The organism is Tardiphaga sp. (genome assembly GCF_041424195.1).
Taxonomy (GTDB): Bacteria; Pseudomonadota; Alphaproteobacteria; order Rhizobiales; family Xanthobacteraceae; genus Tardiphaga.
The window spans coordinates 40,339-56,379 of the sequence record NZ_JBGMOE010000046.1 but is presented as its reverse complement, the minus strand read 5'-3'; the positions used below and the strand labels follow the sequence as shown (position 1 = coordinate 56,379).

13 protein-coding genes are annotated in these 16,041 nt (G+C 61.2%); 5 read left to right on the top strand and 8 right to left on the bottom strand.

Annotation, left to right across the window (positions count from 1 at the left end; genetic code table 11):
* The first annotated feature begins 10 nt into the window (after window positions 1–10).
* A complete protein-coding gene (locus ACEK02_RS06885) occupies window positions 11–2,395 on the top strand; it encodes a heavy metal translocating P-type ATPase (RefSeq protein ID WP_371421053.1) in 2,385 nt (794 codons plus the stop codon).
* Between the two features lie 359 nt (window positions 2,396–2,754).
* Here the strand turns inward: ACEK02_RS06885 and ACEK02_RS06880 are convergent, their stop codons facing one another.
* Both ACEK02_RS06880 and trxB read right to left on the bottom strand, forming a co-directional pair.
* The gene (locus ACEK02_RS06880) at window positions 2,755–3,678 is read right to left on the bottom strand and encodes a LysR family transcriptional regulator (protein ID WP_371421110.1); all 924 of its coding nucleotides are present in this window, start codon (window positions 3,676–3,678) and stop codon (window positions 2,755–2,757) included.
* 2 nt (window positions 3,679–3,680) lie between these two features.
* Window positions 3,681–4,646: a thioredoxin-disulfide reductase gene (gene trxB, locus ACEK02_RS06875; RefSeq protein WP_371421052.1), complete on the bottom strand. Its 966-nt coding sequence runs from the start codon at window positions 4,644–4,646 to the stop codon at window positions 3,681–3,683.
* Between the two features lie 261 nt (window positions 4,647–4,907).
* Here trxB and ACEK02_RS06870 point away from each other — a divergent pair, with 261 nt between their 5' ends.
* The gene (locus tag ACEK02_RS06870; protein ID WP_092146177.1) at window positions 4,908–5,387 is read left to right on the top strand and encodes an Lrp/AsnC family transcriptional regulator; all 480 of its coding nucleotides are present in this window, start codon (window positions 4,908–4,910) and stop codon (window positions 5,385–5,387) included.
* Between the two features lie 72 nt (window positions 5,388–5,459).
* On the opposite strand, the gene ACEK02_RS06865 is transcribed toward ACEK02_RS06870, so the two are convergent.
* The 4 genes from ACEK02_RS06865 to ACEK02_RS06850 form a co-directional block, all read right to left on the bottom strand.
* A complete protein-coding gene (locus ACEK02_RS06865; protein WP_371421051.1) occupies window positions 5,460–5,864 on the bottom strand; it encodes a DoxX family protein in 405 nt (134 codons plus the stop codon).
* A gap of 275 nt (window positions 5,865–6,139) precedes the next feature.
* The gene (gene greA / locus ACEK02_RS06860; RefSeq protein ID WP_371421050.1) at window positions 6,140–6,616 is read right to left on the bottom strand and encodes a transcription elongation factor GreA; all 477 of its coding nucleotides are present in this window, start codon (window positions 6,614–6,616) and stop codon (window positions 6,140–6,142) included.
* 201 nt (window positions 6,617–6,817) lie between these two features.
* Window positions 6,818–10,282 carry a carbamoyl-phosphate synthase large subunit gene (gene carB / locus ACEK02_RS06855; RefSeq protein WP_371421049.1) on the bottom strand — a complete coding sequence of 1,155 codons (3,465 nt, stop codon included), beginning with the start codon at window positions 10,280–10,282 and terminating at the stop codon, window positions 6,818–6,820.
* A 374-nt stretch (window positions 10,283–10,656) separates the two neighbouring features.
* A complete protein-coding gene (locus ACEK02_RS06850; RefSeq protein WP_371421048.1) occupies window positions 10,657–11,352 on the bottom strand; it encodes a class I SAM-dependent methyltransferase in 696 nt (231 codons plus the stop codon).
* 264 nt (window positions 11,353–11,616) lie between these two features.
* On the opposite strand from ACEK02_RS06850, the gene ACEK02_RS06845 reads away from it, so the two are divergent.
* The 3 genes from ACEK02_RS06845 (at window position 11,617) to ACEK02_RS06835 (ending at window position 13,051) form a co-directional block, all read left to right on the top strand.
* Complete coding sequence (locus ACEK02_RS06845) at window positions 11,617–12,108, top strand: Dps family protein (protein WP_371421109.1); 492 nt, start codon at window positions 11,617–11,619, stop codon at window positions 12,106–12,108.
* Between the two features lie 90 nt (window positions 12,109–12,198).
* On the top strand, window positions 12,199–12,600 hold the full coding sequence (locus ACEK02_RS06840; RefSeq protein WP_371421047.1) for a VOC family protein: 402 nt from the start codon (window positions 12,199–12,201) through the stop codon (window positions 12,598–12,600).
* A gap of 136 nt (window positions 12,601–12,736) precedes the next feature.
* The gene (locus ACEK02_RS06835) at window positions 12,737–13,051 is read left to right on the top strand and encodes a hypothetical protein (RefSeq protein ID WP_371421046.1); all 315 of its coding nucleotides are present in this window, start codon (window positions 12,737–12,739) and stop codon (window positions 13,049–13,051) included.
* A gap of 63 nt (window positions 13,052–13,114) precedes the next feature.
* On the opposite strand, the gene ACEK02_RS06830 is transcribed toward ACEK02_RS06835, so the two are convergent.
* Both ACEK02_RS06830 and ACEK02_RS06825 read right to left on the bottom strand, forming a co-directional pair.
* On the bottom strand, window positions 13,115–14,734 hold the full coding sequence (locus ACEK02_RS06830; RefSeq protein ID WP_371421045.1) for a DHA2 family efflux MFS transporter permease subunit: 1,620 nt from the start codon (window positions 14,732–14,734) through the stop codon (window positions 13,115–13,117).
* The gene (locus ACEK02_RS06825; RefSeq protein ID WP_371421044.1) at window positions 14,673–15,953 is read right to left on the bottom strand and encodes an HlyD family secretion protein; all 1,281 of its coding nucleotides are present in this window, start codon (window positions 15,951–15,953) and stop codon (window positions 14,673–14,675) included. Before ACEK02_RS06825 ends, ACEK02_RS06830 begins: the two co-directional genes overlap by 62 nt.
* Between the last annotated feature and the right edge of the window lie 88 nt (window positions 15,954–16,041).

Genomic DNA, 16,041 nt, shown 5'->3' with positions numbered 1-16,041 from the left:
CGAGGTCGCGATGGCAGAGACAACTCACACGCATACGGGGCACGCTGCCCATGGCGGTCACAAGCATGGCGCATGCTGTTCCCACGACCACCATCACGCCGAGGCTGCGTCGGCCGAAGTGCTCGATCCCGTCTGCGGCATGACCGTCGATCCCGCGACCGCCAAGAACCGCCTGATCTATCAGGGCCATGAGTATTTCTTCTGCAGCGCGCGCTGCCGCGAGCGGTTCGATGCGGATCCCGAGAGTTTTCTGAAGCCGAAGGAGGCCGCGCCGCCGGCGCCGGCCGGCACCATCTACACCTGCCCGATGCACCCGGAGATTCGCCAGGAAGGACCCGGCAGTTGCCCGATCTGCGGCATGGCGCTGGAGCCGGAGCAGGTCTCGCTCGACGACAAGCCTGATCCCGAACTGATCGATATGACCCGGCGCTTCTGGATTGCACTGGCGCTGACCCTGCCGGTATTCGTGCTGGAAATGGGTGCGCATCTCGGCCTGATGCAACTGGTGTCGCCAACAACGTCGAACTGGATTTCGTTCGTGCTGGCGACTCCGGTGGTGCTGTGGGCCGGAGCGCCGTTCTTCGAGCGCGGATGGCGCTCGGTGGTGACGCGCAATCTCAACATGTTCACGCTGATCGCCATGGGTACCGGCGTTGCCTGGATCTACAGCGTGGTTGCAACCTTTGCACCCGGCGTATTTCCCGCCGCGTTCCGCGATCATCACGGCGCCGTCGCCGTGTATTTCGAAGCGGCAGCCGTCATCACTGTTCTCGTCCTGCTTGGGCAGGTGCTCGAATTGCGCGCGCGCAATCAGACGTCAGGTGCAATCCGGGCACTGCTTGGTCTTGCGCCAAAGACCGCGCGGCGCATTGGCAAGGACGGCGATGAGGACGTCGCCCTCGATGCGATCGCCATCGGCGATCTGTTGCGCGTACGGCCGGGCGAGAAGATTCCGGTCGACGGCGTCGTCACCGAAGGGCGTTCGTCGGTGGATGAATCCATGGTGACCGGCGAATCCATGCCGGTGAGCAAGGCTGAGGGCGGGCGTCTCATCGGCGGCACCGTCAACCAGAGCGGCGGCCTCGTGCTGCGGGCTGACAAGATCGGCCGCGATACGATGCTGTCGCGGATCGTCGACATGGTCGCCAAGGCACAGCGCTCGCGTGCGCCGATCCAGCGCCTCGCCGATCGTGTCGCCGGCTGGTTCGTACCGGCTGTGCTGGCCGCGGCGGTAATGGCATTCATCGCCTGGGCGACATTCGGGCCGGAGCCGCGGCTCTCGTTTGCGCTTGTGGCTGCGGTCACCGTGCTGATCATCGCGTGCCCCTGTGCGCTCGGTCTCGCAACACCCATGTCGATCATGGTCGGCGTCGGCCGCGGTGCCCATGCCGGCATCCTCGTGCGTGATGCGCAGGCGCTGGAGCGGTTGGAAAGCATCGACACTATCGTGATCGACAAGACAGGTACGCTGACGGAGGGAAAGCCGAAGCTGGTCAGTATCATGCCCGCGGACGGGTTCAACGAGGGTGACCTTCTGCAGATTGCCGCGAGCATCGAGCGTTCGAGCGAACACCCACTCGCGCAGGCTATCGTCAACGAAGCAAAGCAACGCAATGTGACGCTGAGCGATACCAGTGACTTCGCATCGCCATCGGGCAAAGGCGCCTCGGGCGTCGTCAATGGCAAGCGCGTCGCGCTGGGCAATGCGATGTTGATGAGCGAATTGAAGGTGGATACGACGCGCTCTGACGGCGTCGCCGAGCTGGCGCGGCAGAATGGTGCGACGGCCATCTTCGTTGCCGTCGACGGGAAGGTCGCCGGGGTGATGGCAATTGCCGACCCCGTGAAGCCATCGGCGCTGGACGCGTTGAAGAAGCTGCGCGCCGACGGTCTGCGCATCGTGATGCTTACCGGCGACAATGCGACGACAGCCAAGGCCGTCGCCAGGACGCTGGGCATCGATGAGGTCGAGGCGGGTGTGTTGCCCGAGCGCAAGAGCGACGTAGTCATGCGTTTGCGCAACGAAGGCCGCAGCGTCGCCATGGTCGGCGATGGCGTCAACGATGCGCCGGCGCTCGCTGCTGCAGATGTCGGTATTGCCATGGGAACGGGCACCGATGTGGCGATCGAGAGCGCTGGCGTGACGTTGCTGACCGGTGATCTGATGGGGCTCGTACGCGCGCGCGCACTATCAAAGGCTGTGATGAGCAATATCCGTCAGAACCTGACATTCGCCTTTATCTATAATGCGGCTGGGGTGCCGATTGCTGCCGGTGTGCTGTATCCGATTTTCGGCATCCTGCTGTCGCCGATGGTCGGCGCGGCAGCTATGGCCCTGTCGTCGGTGAGTGTGATCGGGAATGCGCTGCGCCTGGCGAAGGTAAAGCTGGACTAGATGAAAGTGTAGGATGGGTGGAGCGTCTTCGCGAAACCCATCAATCACACGCACTGTCGTGATGGGTTTCGCTCCGGCGTGAACCGCGCCTGCGCTCTAACCATCCTGCAAAATCAAAATCAAAAAAAAGCCGGACTCAAACGAGTCCGGCTTTGAGGTATTGGCCTCGAGAGGCCGACACAATCACCTTCCAAGAGGGATTACTGAGACTTCGCACCACTGGAGGAGGGGGACAAATGCGCAGCGCAAAATCTCAGCGTCTGGGAAGTATGATCCCTGCAGGTGGCATGCAGCAACGCATCACTTGGCATGTCTGACATGCCGGAAGCGTGGGCATGTCTGCCCTGAAATATTGCGGGTTAGGACGGCCAGCGCTGCGCCTTGCTGACGATGAAGTCGCGGAACACCTGCACACGGGCGACCGTCTTCAACTCTTCCGGATAGACAAAATAAGTATCGAGTTGAATCGAGTCCGACTCGCTGAAGAGCTGAACCAAGCGATCGTTCTCTTCGACCAGATAGTCCGGCAATGCTGCAATGCCCAAGCCCTGCTGGCAGGCACGCATCAAGCCCAGGATATTGTTGACCTTGAAGTAGGGCTCGCGCGGCCCCGAGCCGTTGCGCCCTGCATCGATCAGCCAGCTGCGATTTTGCAGGTGCGGGGACACCTGCGCGTCGCTCAGCATGATGATGCGGTGCCCGTCGAGTTCGTCGAGGGTGCGCGGGGTGCCGAAATGCTTGATATATTCCGGCGAGCAATAAGCGTGGAAGCCCATGGCGAACAGCTTGCGCTGGATCAGGTCCGGCTGGGTCGGCTTGCGGGTACGGATGGCCACATCGGCCTCGCGCATCGAAAGGTCGAGTTCCTCGTCGGTAACGATCAGCGAGATGCGGATTTCCGGATAGAGTGCGGTGAATTCACCAAGGCGCGGGATCAGCCAGTTGATGCCGACGCCCGGAGTGGTGGTGACCTTGAGATCGCCGCTCGGTCGCTCGCGGCTGTCGGTCAGCTTCGCGCGTGCCGCCTGCAGCTGCATGAACACGTCATGGGCGGTGCGGAACAGCAGATCGCCCTGTTCGGTGAGGATCAGGCCGCGGGCGTGGCGGTGGAACAGCGAGACCGCCAGTTCCTGCTCCAGCGCGCTGACCTGTCGGGAGACTGCCGATTGCGACAGGCCCAGTTGCTCGCCTGCATGCGTGAAGCTCCCCGCTTCCGCCGCCGCGTGAAACACCTTCAGCTTGTCCCAGTCCATATCTGTAAATCCGTCGCGGGTTCGTTTCATCATTATTCGGCCGCTGCGCGGTCATGAGCATGCGCCGCCAGATAGCGTTCAGCTTCCAGGGCGGCCATGCAGCCCATACCGGCGGCGGTGACCGCCTGCCGATAGGTTTCGTCCGCCACGTCGCCTGCGGCGAACACGCCGGGCATTGATGTTGCGGTGGAATTCGGAGCCACTTCGACATAGCCCGAGGGCTTCAGCTTGATCTGGCCCTTGATGAGTTCGGTCGCGGGCGCATGCCCGATGGCAATGAAGACGCCATCGGCCGGAATCTCGGTGGTGGCGCCGGTCTTGACGTTCTTCAATCGAACATGCGTGACCTTGGCCGGACCTTCGGTGCCGCAGATCTCGTCGAGCGCCGAGTCCCAGACCACCTTGATCTTCGGGTGCTTGAACAATCGTTCCTGCAGGATGCGCTCGGCACGGAAGTGGCCGCGGCGATGGACGATGGTGACCTGGGAAGCGAAATTGGTCAGGAACAAAGCTTCCTCGACGGCCGTATTGCCGCCGCCGACCACGATCACTTCCTTGTTGCGATAGAAGAATCCGTCGCAGGTGGCGCAGGCGGATACGCCGCCGCCCTGGAATTTCTCTTCCGACGGGATGCCGAGCCAGCGCGCCTGCGCGCCAGTGGCCAGGATCACGGTCTCGGCGAGATAGACGTCGCCGCTGTCGCAGGTCAGGCGGAACGGGCGCTGGCTGAGGTCCATATCAGTGACCAGATCGGTGACGATCCTGGTGCCGACATGATGAGCCTGCTTCTCCATCTGCTCCATCAGCCAGGGACCCTGGACGACGTCCGCAAAGCCCGGATAGTTCTCGACATCCGTGGTGATGGTGAGCTGGCCGCCAGGCTGAATCCCCTGGATCAGGACGGGCTCGAGCATCGCGCGTGCGGCGTAAATAGCGGCAGTGTAGCCAGCCGGGCCTGAGCCGATGATGACGACTTTGGCATGGGTGGGGGCGGCCATGGTCGAGTCCCTTTCTGAAGGGAAATTGGTCATTGCTGAGGCGAAATGTGCCGGCGAACACGCCGCTGCGGCGTCGAAAGTCTTGTCTGCTAGTCTAGAATATCTGGCGAGCCATGCAAGAATTGCAATTCATCCCGGCAATTTTTCCCCCGGAGACACTTAATTTCTGCGATGCACGCGCAATAAAATTGCGCAAGTTGCGGCTCCTGCGCTAAGAGAGTTCAAACGGTTTCTTTGAATACCAGCCAGGATCCGCGCCGCGTGCCGAAAAGCCTAGACGACATCGATCTCAAGATTCTCAGCGAAATCCAGGCCGATGGCCGAATCACCAATGTGGAACTCGCCAAACGCGTCGGCATTTCGCCGCCGCCCTGCCTGCGGCGGGTCCGGACCCTGGAAGAAGCCGGCTATATCCAGGGCTATCGCGGGTTGCTGGACCCCCGATTGCTCGGTTTCGACGTGACCGTGTTCGCCTCGGTTCACCTGTCAAGCCAGGCCGATGCGGACCTCAAGGCGTTCGAGGACTTCGTTCGCAAGGAGCCTCTGGTGCGGGAATGCTGGATGCTGTCGGGCGAGATCGACTTCATCCTGAAATGCGTGGCGCCTGACATGGCGACCTTCCAGGATTTTGTCGGCCATCTCACGGCCGCGCCGCATGTCCGCAACGTCCGCACGTCGCTGGTTCTGCAGAATTCGAAATACGCCGCCGCCGTGCCGCTTGAGTTGAAGGCGGCGGACTAAGGGCCGCTGCCACAAGAAAAGGGCGCCCACCTAGCGGTGAGCGCCCTTTTTATTGTCGTATTAATGTCGAGCTCAGCTCTTCTTGCGCAGCATCGCGTCGAGGCTGATCGGGCCTCCGCCGGCGAAGGCAAGATACAGGAAGGTGAAGCAGAACATGATGGCGAGGCTGCCATTGTTCAGGATCGGGAAAAAGCCGCGCGGCGCGTGACCCATGAAATAGGCGAACGCCATTTCGCCGGCCACGATGAAGGCCACTGGCCGGGTGAACAGTCCCAGCACGAGCAGAATGCCGCCGATCAGTTCGAGCGATCCGGCAGCGCCATAGAGCGAGAACAGCTCGACCTTCTCGAACATCGGCACCGGCGGCCACTTGAATAGTTTTGCCAGGCCGTATTGCAGGAACAGCAAGCCGGTCACGAAGCGCAGCAGGCTCAGCACGACAGGTTGGTACTTGGCGGTGATGGTATCGAAGTTCATTGGTAGTCCCCCAGTTAGAAATAGCGAAGGAATGATCAGACGCTACGATGCGTATTTCACGCTTTGGTCCGACCACGGATGAAGGCACTTTTCAAGCCAAGTGCATTCGGAAGTTCCCCCTATACAAACACAGCCGCGTGACAATTATTTCGAATTCTTTCGCAATTGTTTGATCGAGCAACGACGGGGCGGTCAACGCACTGCAATAGAAGAAGCACTGCAACAAAAAAGCCGCGCATCACGCGCGGCTTTCCATCTACGGCAGGCGCTGTCGATCAGCGCCACTCGACCTTCGCGATTTCATAGGCCTTGGCGCCGCCCGGCGCGACCACTTCGACCGACGTGCCCTTGCTTTTGCCGATCAGCGCCCGGGCGAGCGGCGAGGTGATCGAGATGCGGCCCTTCTTGGCGTCCGCTTCGGGTTCGCCGACGATCTGCCAGACGGTCTTCTTCTCGGTGTCTTCGTCGATCAGGGTCACGGTGGCGCCGAACTTGATGGTATCGCCGGAGAGCTTCGAGATATCGATGATATCGGCACGCGCGAGCTTGTCCTCGATCTCGCTGATGCGACCCTCGTTATGCGACTGCTCTTCCTTGGCGGCGTGATATTCGGCGTTTTCCGAAAGGTCGCCGTGAGCGCGTGCTTCGGCAATCTGCTCGATGATACGCGGGCGATGGACCGACTGACGTTCTTTCAGTTCGACCTCCAGCGCGGCAAATCCACCGGCTGTCATCGGGACCTTCTCAACCATTCTCTTCGTCCTTTAACGTCATGCGGCACGCGGCAGCGCGCGCATGAAACCATTTGTTCTGCAAGATGTCGGCTTGGCTGCGCTTGCAGCCAGTTTTTAGATGCCGGCTTCGCGTGCCGAAACAAAACAAAGACGCGACCGGCGAGTTCCGGTCGAGCCCTGCTTATTCCCGATCTCGTCGGACCTGCAGTCCGCCCGAAGTCAGGTCTCGGAAAAGTAACTCTGCAATGTGCGGACCTCAAGGTCCCCGCCCAGATAGGCCCGGACGCCCTGTGCAGCCGCCACGGCACCCGAAAGAGTGGTGTAATACGGCACTTTATGCAAGAGGGCAGCCCGCCGCAGCGAGCGGCTGTCGGCAAGCGCCTGCGGTCCGTCGGTTGTGTTCAGCACCAGGTGGATTTCGCCATTGGTGATCGCATCGACGATGTGCGGCCGGCCTTCCAGCACCTTGTTGATCTTTTCGGCTGGCACGCCGTTGTCGACCAGGAAGCGTTGGGTGCCCGAGGTCGCGAGTACCTTGAAGCCGTTCGACGAGAGCAATTTGACCGCGTCGAGAATGCGGGTCTTGTCGCTTTCACGCACGGACACGAAGACGGTGCCCTTGCGCGGCACGCGGGTGCCGCCGCCGAGCTGGCTCTTGGCGAAGGCGATTTCAAACGATGAGTCGATGCCCATGACTTCGCCGGTTGAGCGCATCTCGGGACCGAGCACCGTATCGACACCCGGGAAGCGCGCGAACGGGAAGACCGATTCCTTGACGCCGACATGGTTGAGCTTGCGCTTCTTCAGATTGAAGTCGGCGAGCTTCTCGCCGGCCATGATGCGCGCGGCGATCTTGGCCACCGGCATACCCACCACCTTGGCGACGAACGGCACGGTGCGCGACGCGCGCGGATTGACTTCGAGCACGTAGATCTCGCCGTCCTTGATGGCGAACTGCACGTTCATCAGCCCTACCACGTCGAGGCCGAGCGCCATGTCGCAGGTCTGCTTCTCAAGCCGTTCGATCATCGCGGCATCGAGCGAATGCGGTGGCAGCGAGCAGGCGCTGTCGCCGGAGTGGATGCCTGCTTCTTCGATGTGCTCCATGATGCCGACGACGAACGTGTCCTTGCCATCGCACAGACAGTCCACGTCAACCTCGATTGCGTCCGACAGATAGCGATCGAACAGCAGCGGATTGGTGCCGAGCACGGTGTTGATCTGGCCGGTCTTGTCGTTCGGATAGCGCGCCTTGACGTCGCCGGGCACCAGCTCCGGCAGTGTGCCGAGCAGGTAGTCGCCGAGCTGACTCTCCTCGCGGATGATCTGCATCGCACGGCCGCCGAGCACATAGGACGGACGGACCACCAGCGGCAGGCCGAGATCGGCCGCGACGAGGCGCGCCTGTTCGACCGAATAGGCGATGCCGTTCTTGGGTTGCTTGAGCTTGAGCTTGTCGAGGATGCGCTTGAAGCGATCGCGATCTTCGGCGAGATCGATGGCATCCGGCGAGGTACCGAGGATCGGCACGTCGGCGGCTTCCAGCGCGCGCGCGAGCTTCAGCGGGGTCTGGCCGCCGAACTGCACGATCACGCCATGCAGCGTGCCGTTCTGACGTTCGGTGTCGATGATCTCGAGCACGTCTTCGGCAGTCAGCGGTTCGAAATACAGACGATCCGCGGTGTCGTAGTCGGTCGACACGGTCTCCGGATTGCAGTTGACCATGATGGTCTCGTAGCCGGCATCGGCGAGCGCGAAACAGGCGTGACAGCAGCAATAGTCGAACTCGATGCCCTGACCGATGCGGTTCGGACCGCCTCCCAGGATAATCACCTTGTTCTTGTCCGACGGCTGGCTTTCGTCGGCGAAGGCACCGGCGAAGGACGACTCATAGGTCGAGTACATATAGGCGGTCGGCGAGGCGAATTCGGCGGCGCAAGTGTCGATGCGCTTGAACACCGGGCGCACGTTGAGCGAACGGCGCAGCGCCTTCACGTCGGCTTCGGTCTTGCCGGCGAGCACCGCGAGGCGCCCGTCGGAGAAGCCCATGGCTTTCAGCGTACGCATGCCGAAGGCGTTGCCCGGCAGGCCGTTGGCCTTCACCTTGGCTTCCATGTCGATGATGCCGCGCATCTCGGCGAGGAACCACGGATCGATCTTGCAGGAGTTGAAGATCTCCTCGTCGGTCCAGCCCAGACGCATGGCCTGGCCCACCTGCAACAGGCGGTCCGGTGTCGGCGTGCCCAGCGCAGCGCGGATCGCATTCTTGTCGTCGCCGCGGCCGAGGTCCTCGATCTCGATTTCATCCAGACCTGTCAGGCCGGTCTCCAGACCACGTAGCGCCTTCTGCAGCGATTCCTGGAACGTGCGGCCGATGGCCATCACTTCGCCGACCGACTTCATCGAGGTGGTCAGGGTGCGCGAGGCGCCCGGGAATTTTTCGAAGGCGAAACGGGGAATCTTGGTGACGACATAGTCGATGGTCGGCTCGAACGACGCCGGGGTCGCACCGCCGGTGATGTCGTTGGCGATTTCATCCAGCGTGTAACCGACGGCAAGCTTCGCCGCGACCTTGGCGATCGGGAAACCCGTGGCTTTCGAGGCCAGCGCCGACGAACGCGAGACGCGCGGATTCATTTCGATTACGACCATGCGGCCGTCGGCAGGATTGACGCCGAACTGCACGTTGGAGCCGCCGGTCTCGACGCCGATCTCGCGCAGCACCGCCAGCGAGGCGTCGCGCATGATCTGGTATTCCTTGTCGGTCAGCGTCAGCGCTGGTGCGACGGTGATCGAGTCGCCGGTATGCACGCCCATCGGATCGAGGTTCTCGATCGAGCAGATGATGATGCAGTTGTCCTTCTTGTCGCGGACGACTTCCATCTCGAACTCTTTCCAGCCGAGCACTGATTCTTCGATCAGCACTTCGTTGGTCGGAGACGCGTCGAGGCCGCGCTCGATGATGTCGAGGAATTCTTCGCGGTTATAGGCGATGCCGCCGCCGGTGCCGCCCATGGTGAAGGACGGGCGGATGATCGCGGGCAGGCCGATTTCGGAGAGCGCCATCAATGCCTGGCCGAGGGCGTGCTCCTGATAGCGCTTGCGGCGGTCGCCTTCCTGCAGGATCCATTGACGTTCGTGCTCGGCAAGCGCGTCGCCGCTGAGCTTTTCCTTCTCAGCGTTGTGCTTGTCGCGATACTGCTTCTTGAGGTCCGACGCGTTGGCGAGACGCGACTTCGGCGTCTCCAGCCCGATTTTCGTCATTGCCTCGCGGAACAGCTGGCGGTCCTCGGCCTTGTCGATGGCTTCGGCAGTGGCGCCGATCATCTCGACGTCGAATTTCTCCAGCGTGCCCTGCTTGCGCAGCGACAGCGCGCAGTTCAGCGCGGTCTGGCCGCCCATGGTCGGCAGCAGCGCGAAGCCCTTGGAGCGATCTCCGCGCTCTTTTTCGATGATCTTGGCGACGATCTCGGGCGTGATCGGCTCGATATAGGTCGCGTCCGCAAGCTCCGGGTCCGTCATGATCGTGGCCGGATTGGAATTGACCAGAACGATCCGGTAGCCCTCTTCCTTGAGCGTCTTGACAGCCTGCGTGCCCGAATAATCGAACTCGCAGGCCTGGCCGATCACGATAGGACCGGCGCCGATGATCAGGATGGTGGATATGTCGGTGCGTTTTGGCATTGAAACTCGCGGTGGTGACAAATCGGCACAAAAAAAGGGCGCGCATATGCGCGTCCCTCGGGCCCGGGCGCCAGACCAGCCAAAGGCTGATCCTCGCGCGCGGCTGTCTTTAGACCACTATAACGGGGCGGGGAAGGCTTTTGAAGGTGCCATCAACCGGCAATTGCTCAGTGATTTGCCATTCATGCGCCATCCGGCGTGTTGGAGGCCCAGCCTGGACTTGAACCAGGATAAAGAGCGATGCATCGCCCCCGCGTAGACATTTCCGCCACCGGGCCGAGCACAGTGTTACCGATCACGGGCCGGTCATCTACCTGAAGTTTCGTGAACCTTTTGTTAACCCTAACATTCCGGGCGACGGTGCCTGGAAACCGTCAAAAGGCGTGGTGGGCGACGAAGGTCATACGCGACGAGTTGTGGCCGATATTGACCGGTGCCCGTGACGCCTGGAAACCGGCCGCCGTCAGTTTGGCCAGCATTTCCGTCTCGCTGTACCGCTGCAGGCCAACTTTGGTGCGCAATTGGCGGTAATCGGAGAGGGCCGTGCGCACCAGGCCGATGAGCGCATCCCAGAGAAAGCCGTGTTCCCGGGCGAGTTTCAGCAGCGCGATGACATCGGTCGCCATGCCGACATCGGGCTGCAGGATGTCGCCGACCACCAGCTTGCCGCCGGGCGCCATCAGCCGCTTGACCACCGCCAAGGCTTCGTCGAGTTCGGGGCTCGTCATGTACTGGGCCACCGAGTTCATGACGACCAGATCGATCGACTGCGCCGTCATGTTGCGCAGCTCTTCCAGCGATCGGACCCGGATTTTGGTGTTGGGCGCGAAGCGGGCGACCAGCCGGCCGCGAACGCCGGGAGCAGGCTCCGCCAGGATCAGCTTGCTGCAGGCATCGGCCACCCTGGCGGCCGAGAGCGCCTCGCCGCAGGCATAGTCGAGCACGACAGCATCTTTAGAGGCGATGTAGCCGATGATGTCGCGGGCGATGACCTCGAAATGCACGTCCCGATGCAGTTTGCTCGCGTAAATCGTATGCGTGGAATCGTAATAGTCGATCCAGTCTTCCATCGTCTGCCCGGCCCGATTGTTGTTCCCGTATCGGGAACCCCTATATTTTTGATGCGTTGGAGTGGTCTAGAGCGTTTTCAGGCGGGGGGGAAACCGCCTTTCCCTCAAGAACCGCAGTTTTCGAGAATTTGCCGCGCTTTCAGCCAAGACCACTCCCTTTTTTCCTGAAATCCTCCGCCCTGAAGACAATCCTCCAGCCATGAAGCCATTCGACACAGGAAGGTAAGTAACGTGAGCACCAAAACACCGAAAATCGCCGCCGAGATGAACACCCCGACCGACCTCTCAGCCGATGCCGTGGACAAGGTTGCCAAGGCGTTGAACGGGTTGCTCGCCGACGCCTTCGCGCTTTACCTGAAGACCAAGAATTTCCACTGGCATCTCAGCGGGCGCCATTTCCGCGATTACCATTTGATGCTCGATGAGCAGTCCGACCAGATTTTTGCGACCACGGACCCGCTGGCGGAACGCGTACGCAAGATCGGCGGGCGCACGCTGCGTTCGATCGGCGAGGTCGCCAAATTGCAGACCATCAAGGACAACGACGAGGCCTATGTGCCGCCTGTGGAGATGCTGCGCGAACTGATGAACGACAACAAGAAGATGGCGGCGGCGATGCGCAAGGCCCACGAGGTTTGCGACGATGCCAAGGACGTCGCCAGCGCCAGCCTGCTGGAAAACTACATCGACGATACCGAGCGTCGCACCTGGTTCCTGTTTGAAGCGTCCCGTCAGGAAGGCGGCAACGAGGCATAGGCCTCGTTCTCGATTGAATGCGTCAAAGCGCCCGCTTCACAGCGGGCGTTTCCATGTTGAGATGCTGTCGTTGAGCGATGGAGTGCAGTGATGGTGCAGTCGATCAAGACCTTCCTGATGTTCGAGGGCAATGCCGAAGCGGCGATGAATTTCTATGTGTCGCTGTTCGGTGATGCGGCCGTCACCCAGGTGAGACGCTATGGTGCCGGGGAGGCTGGCCCCGAGGGATCCGTCTATCAGGCGCACTTCACCATCAAGGGCCAGCCCTTCATGTGTATCGACAGTCCGGCCAGGCACGGCTTCACCTTCACGCCATCGATGTCGTTGTTCGTGGATTGCGATGACGCAGCGGAGGTCGACCGGTTGTTCGCGGGACTGTCAGATGGCGGGCAGGTGATGATGCCGCTGGATGCCTATCCGTTCAGTCCGAGGTTTGCCTGGGTGGCTGACAAATTCGGCGTGTCATGGCAGTTGCATCTGCCCCCGGGCTGAGAGGCGGAGGCAGGCCGAGCGAATATCCCGTGGGCATGAAAAAGGCCTCGCGCGATGTGCAAGGCCTCGGAAGCATGTCTGCAGGATTTGGCAGCCAGAAAATATACGTCAACGCGGCGCCGCCGCCGACTGGCTAGTGACGACCCGTGGCAAAACACGCGTCATCGGTGACATCCGCGAGCGCCGTCCCGGATTCCTGAACGCAGACCTCGATCGGGAGTACCCGGAATCCCTCAAGCAGCCGCAGTGGTCGGCTGGTCGGGTCAAGCCTGATGTCAGGCTCTCCTTCGTTAAGCCGCCGGTCACGGCGCTTCGGCCGAAGACTCTCGTCGGCCTGACGTCGCTCGACGTGACCCGCGCCGTCGCGCAGGTACCCACAGACAACGGCCACCGGGCCGCTTGCAAGACGCTCACAACGGTGCGCTCGGCTGCGAACTCCTCGCCACCTTAGTGCATACAGAGATTTTCTCGCCTCGTAGGAGCCAGCGCTAAAGTTAGCAAGATTCGTTTTTATTCAATGAGCTCCGGCGCCGCTCCCTTTCACTTTGCGTGTCAATAAAACCGCCGCAGCAGCGAGCACGAGCACCGCGCTAATTACAGCAAAGGTGTCGCTGAAAGCCATCACAAGCGCCTGGTGCTTGACGGCCTTGCCGAGCGCAATGATGGATTGCTCACGTGCCGCCGCAGTGTCCGGTACGCCATGTGCCATGAAGTAGTCGGTCATCTGCGCGATCCGATTACGGATTTCCTCCCGGCCGAGCGTCACCGATTGGCCGATGATGTTGGAGTGAAACTGTTGGCGCTTGGTAATCACCGTGGCCAGGGTCGCTGTGCCGATGGCGCCGCCGAGATTGCGCAGCATGTTGCTGATGCCCGATGCCGCGGCCACGTCCTGTGGCGCGATGTCTCCGGTGGTGACCGAGGTGAGTGGTGTGAGCACCATAGCCTGGCCGATAGCGCGCACAATATTCGGAATCCAGAGTTGGTCACCGGCATAGTCGGGCGACATGGCTGTATTCATGAAGCAGCTATAGGCAAAGATGGAAAGCCCAACGACGGCGATGTAACGGGTGTCAAATCGCTTCATCAATCGCGGCACGAGCGGGATCAGGACGAGCTGCGGCAACCCCGTCCAGGCCAATACCGCACCGATCTGTTCGGCATTATAGCCCTGCGCCTGCCCAAGATAGGCCGGCAGGATGTAAACCGAGCCAAACAGCGCGAACCCCAGCAGCGTCATGGCGATGGTGCCGAAACCGAAGTTTCGGCCCGTCAACAGCCGCAGCCGGATCAGCGGTTTTTCGACGGTCAGCTCGATCCATACGAACGCTGCCAGGCTGACAAGCGCTATGGCGGCGAGGCGCAGAATGAACGACGACGCGAACCAGTCATCCTTGTTGCCTTCCTCGAGCACTGTCTGCAGTGCCGAAAGGCCTACGGCCATGGTGAAGATTCCCGCCCAGTCCCCCTCCTTGAGGAGGCCGAGTTGCATCGGCTTGTGTTCCAAGGTCAGGGCGAGCGCGGTCACCATCACGATAGTTGGCAGTACGTTGACGAAGAAGATCGTCTGCCAGCCGTAATTCTCCGTCAGATAGCCCCCGATGGTTGGCCCAATCGCCGGAGCGAACGTTACCGACAAGGCAAAGATCGCCAATCCGATCGGCTGCTGCGCCTTTGGCAGTTTCGTAAGCACCAGAGTAAATGCCATCGGGATCAGAACGCCACCGGCGAAACCCTGCAGGCCGCGCATGGCGATCATCGATGGCAGGTCGTGGGTGAAAGCGCAGGCAACTGAAAAGAGCGCGAACGATGTCGCGCTGGCCAGCATGTAGCGCCGGAACGAGAACACACGGCTGAGATAGTCGGTGAGCGGGATGACAACGATCTCGCCGATCAGATAGGAAGTCGAGATCCACGACCCGTTATCGACGCCAGTGCCGATACCTCCTTCGATATTGAGCAACGAGGCGTTGGTGATCTGAATGTTCAAGATCGCCATGAACGAGCCGATCATAGAGGCCAATACCGCGACCCAGATCGTCAGACTGGCGCGGTCAGGATCGGCCGCAGGCTCAAATCTGCCGCGCGAAGTCGGCAATGCGGCGATCGAGGCTGAGGGGATCGGATTTGACATGACACGAGGCTCCAGAGATTTTGGATGACGTTTTGGTCGTCGCCACGGTTTGACCGTCCCGTGCGGAGCCTCGCGTCTCAATGGTCGGGATCACCGACATGCCTGGTCGCAACTCGATCAGTGCGCTGTTGCCGCGATCCAGCGCAATCTTCACCGGAATTCGCTGCACCACCTTGGTGAAGTTTCCGGTGGCGTTGTCGGGTGGTAGCAACGCGAATTCCTGGCCGCTCGCAGGTGCAATGCTGTCAACATGACCGTGCACGACATGACCCGGAAACATGTCGACCTCAATATCGACAGGCTGGCCCTTGCGCACATCGGTCAGCTGGGTTTCCTTGAAGTTCGCGACGACGTAGGCGCCGTCGAGCGGCACCACCGACATCAGCTGTGTCCCGGCTTGCACATATTGGCCGGTGCGCAGCGAGCGGTTGCCGACGACGCCGTCCACGGGAGCTACGATAGCGGTGTAGCCAAGATTAAGCCGGGCCTGGCCTTGAAGCGCAATAGCGCGCGCCCGGCTCGCGGTGGCCTGGACGATCCCGGCATTGAGCAGGTCGACCTGCTTCTGCGCGGATACCAGATTGGCCGCATCTCGTTCCAGCACGGCTTGCGCGCTGGCGATGCGCGACTGCGCTTGCTGCGCGTTCTGCAGGCTCCCCGAACCGGTGGCGGCGAGGTCGGTGTATCGCTTGCTATCTTGCGCGGCGAAGGTCAACGCCGCACGATCGACGCCAAGGGTCGCGATGGCGGCGTTGATGACGGCCTGCTGCACTTCAAGCTGTGCCCGCTTGCTGGCGATTGCCGCTTCCGCCGCGGCGACATCAGCATCTGCTTGGTCGAGTGCGATCTTGAAGTCGCGGTCGTCGATCCGTGCCACGATCTGGCCAGCCTTCACGCGCTCGTTGTCGCCAACCAATACCTGATGCAGATAGCCTGAGACCTTGGGGGCGACAGTGGTGTTGTCCGCCTTGACGTAGGCGTCGTCGGTTGAGACCAGATACTGGCCGACGGTCCAGTAGTTCCAGCCATACCACGCCGCTCCGGCTACCACAGCCAACGCAGCGCCTGTCATTAGCAATCGGCGAAGGTTGAGTCTGGCAGCACCCGGCGCGGTAGTGGCATCATCTGCCATTTTTTCGGTGACGGGCTGCAGGCTGCGGGCCGCGTCGCCGGAGATTGGGCCGTCGATTGTGGGGAAAGATGGCGAATGACTGTTCATGGCGGTTGTTCCTGGAGCTTCTGTCCGTCCGACGCTTGAGCCGGATATTTAGGAAACTTGATATTTTCCAAACTAGGATTTATCTTTC

What these genes read in the sequence shown, in the direction of transcription:
- ACEK02_RS06885 (WP_371421053.1), top strand. Translation starts at nt 11, where the DNA reads ATGGCAGAGACAACTCACACGCATACGGGGCACGCTGCCCATGGCGGT.
- ACEK02_RS06880 (WP_371421110.1), bottom strand. Translation starts at nt 3,678, where the DNA reads ATGAAACGAACCCGCGACGGATTTACAGATATGGACTGGGACAAGCTG.
- trxB (WP_371421052.1), bottom strand. Translation starts at nt 4,646, where the DNA reads ATGGCCGCCCCCACCCATGCCAAAGTCGTCATCATCGGCTCAGGCCCG.
- ACEK02_RS06865 (WP_371421051.1), bottom strand. Translation starts at nt 5,864, where the DNA reads ATGAACTTCGATACCATCACCGCCAAGTACCAACCTGTCGTGCTGAGC.
- greA (WP_371421050.1), bottom strand. Translation starts at nt 6,616, where the DNA reads ATGGTTGAGAAGGTCCCGATGACAGCCGGTGGATTTGCCGCGCTGGAG.
- carB (WP_371421049.1), bottom strand. Translation starts at nt 10,282, where the DNA reads ATGCCAAAACGCACCGACATATCCACCATCCTGATCATCGGCGCCGGT.
- ACEK02_RS06850 (WP_371421048.1), bottom strand. Translation starts at nt 11,352, where the DNA reads ATGGAAGACTGGATCGACTATTACGATTCCACGCATACGATTTACGCG.
- ACEK02_RS06845 (WP_371421109.1), top strand. Translation starts at nt 11,617, where the DNA reads ATGAACACCCCGACCGACCTCTCAGCCGATGCCGTGGACAAGGTTGCC.
- ACEK02_RS06840 (WP_371421047.1), top strand. Translation starts at nt 12,199, where the DNA reads ATGGTGCAGTCGATCAAGACCTTCCTGATGTTCGAGGGCAATGCCGAA.
- ACEK02_RS06830 (WP_371421045.1), bottom strand. Translation starts at nt 14,734, where the DNA reads ATGTCAAATCCGATCCCCTCAGCCTCGATCGCCGCATTGCCGACTTCG.
- ACEK02_RS06825 (WP_371421044.1), bottom strand. Translation starts at nt 15,953, where the DNA reads ATGAACAGTCATTCGCCATCTTTCCCCACAATCGACGGCCCAATCTCC.